Annotated in this window: 1 protein-coding gene; it reads right to left on the bottom strand. The window is 35.2% G+C overall.

Going from position 1 to position 2,307, the window contains the following annotated elements:
- Positions 1 to 77 precede the first annotated feature (77 nt).
- Positions 78 to 2,307, bottom strand: a 2,230-nt coding sequence (locus PSN35_RS07165) for a hypothetical protein (RefSeq protein ID WP_300031471.1), incomplete at its 5' end; no start/stop codon positions are given.

Genomic DNA, 2,307 nt, shown 5'->3' on the forward strand with positions numbered 1-2,307 from the left:
CAAAAAACAAAAACTAAACCCAGCAGTCTGGTAATATACAATATCAAAAACTGAATTTAGAATGTATGAGGTAAAATTCAGTCCCAACGTCCAAATCGTTGAAATCGAGGTCCGACTCTATTTGTATCACCCCGATTTCCTCCTTGATTATATCTTGGATTGTTATATCTATGAGAAGAGCCTTGTGTGCTCCCTCGTGAAAAATAACCACTTCGCGGATAATAATTCTCTTGTCTATTCCTCTGGAAATTGTCACGGTATGATAAACCTCCTCGTCGGGTCGGGCTTCCTCGAGAATCACCGGACGCCTGTGACACTCTATCAATTGCATGTTTGATGTTTGCAGCTAACATTGCTACACCATCTGATGTGAGATGATAGCCATCTTCATGTATCATGTTTTTCTTTGGAAGTCCATCCACGCCTATGTTACTATTATCAGAAAGATACACTTTATCATGATTTCTATACTTTTGTTTCAACAGTACATTTATAAGTTCAGCATTATTATTCCAATCATTGTTATCTGATCGAGGTGTTGCAAGAGAGGCTATTATTTTAGTATTTGGAAAATTTTCTAATGACACATTGATAAGATCTGACATTCTACTAACACACTGACTAGCGTCCATTGATTTTAAGTCATTGGTAAGGACATGATACACTATGACTGATGGAATATCATTATCTGATGGTACATACTGAAGTAGTTTTTCCTTGGCCTCCTTGATTGTGTATGTTGTTTCCTTTTCTGTCATATATTTTGACCATTTTTCTGGTTTGATATGCTCAGTGTTAGATGTTCCCATGAGAATGATTTTAGGTTTTGATTGTTTTGGCATGGGTTGTTGTTCAGAGATATCTACTGAGTTTTTATGTTTTTGATTTTCAAACTGACCTGGAGTATGTACAGATCCATAGTGGATTTTCAAACTAATAGCCTCTTCTTCCTTTTCCTCTAAGAGTTTTTTTAAGTTGTTTACTGATATTTCCATGTCGCTTACCATTTTATTTCTCAAGTCGAGACGTTTTGACAGGAAGTTCTCTTCCTGCGATTCACTTTGTCTGTACATTTTATACTGGTTTTTTGTTATCTCGTGTGCTTGTTTTTCATCTCTCAATTTGTCTTCTAGTAAGTTTTTTTCATGTTCAGCCTTCTCTAGTTTGTGAGTTAAATCTTTGTTCCTGGATTCTAATTTACCTATAGCCTCATTAAACCTTTTTGTATCCTGCTCATGTGTTTTTTCAGTGGTGGGTTTCAATGTGTTTATATATTTAGACAAGTGATCTAATATTTTCCCATCCAAATGGCGTGATATTTCAGATATAATCTGGTTTTGACTTTCCTTAAACTTTTCATTAATCAAATCGGTATTCTGATGATATGTTTTGTCAACGGCTTGTATAAGATTTGTTTCGATTGATTGAACACTCTGTTTGTTTTTATCAATATTCGATTTGAGTTCATCAAACTGCCTTTGAAATTTTCCTTGAATCATAGCTATTAAGTTTTCTGGTGTACCTTGTATTTGTGAGTTTGTAGAATTCTTGACAGTCTCACTTTCATTACATGATTCTGACCCCATTAGTAGTTTTAATTCCGTCTCATCCGTTATCTCAGGGGTTTTAACTTTTGTTTGATACCTGCACTTTGTTGTTTCAGTATCTGGTACCGGTATTGTTGATATTTTTCCTGCACTGGTTTGATTTACAATGTTAATCAAAATGGGAAAGTCAGATTTCTCAAATTGTTCAAAATTACGCCCCTGTGCTTGAATTGTGCCAGTTTTCAAAAATATAGTTATTTTGAACTGTAAGTCATTTGCTAATTCAGATTGAGAGGGTTTATTTACTTCTATTTGGATAGATTTGACTTCTTCCATGACTTCGGAGTCGTCTTTCCACGTGATCTCGTAATCGGGATCACTGCCCAAAAGTTCATAGTAGTATGCCCCGAGTGTTCTTATCCACACCATGCATTTATTTTGTGGAACTCTAAATGCGCACATATGGGCGTCTTTTTCATATATATGTGAGGTAATTTCCTCAAAGTTACATATTTTCTTTGCTTTACCCGATGCTTCTTTTAGCTTGGGGGGTATGCATTGTTCATACTGTTTGTAGTCATTTACGTTTTCTTGCATTATGGATATCAATTTGGGATCATACATGTTTGTATTGGACATTTTAAAATATTTAAATACTGTACACTTTGTCACAGCTCGTACGTTATAATAATTAACGATTTTTTTGCCCGACCTAGACGCTGAAAATTTTACGCAGCCATCTTGTCCATAAACCGGAAGT

Origin of the sequence: Candidatus Thioglobus sp., from assembly GCF_028599055.1 — a bacterium.
In the GTDB taxonomy this organism is placed as follows: domain Bacteria; phylum Pseudomonadota; class Gammaproteobacteria; order PS1; family Pseudothioglobaceae; genus Thioglobus_A.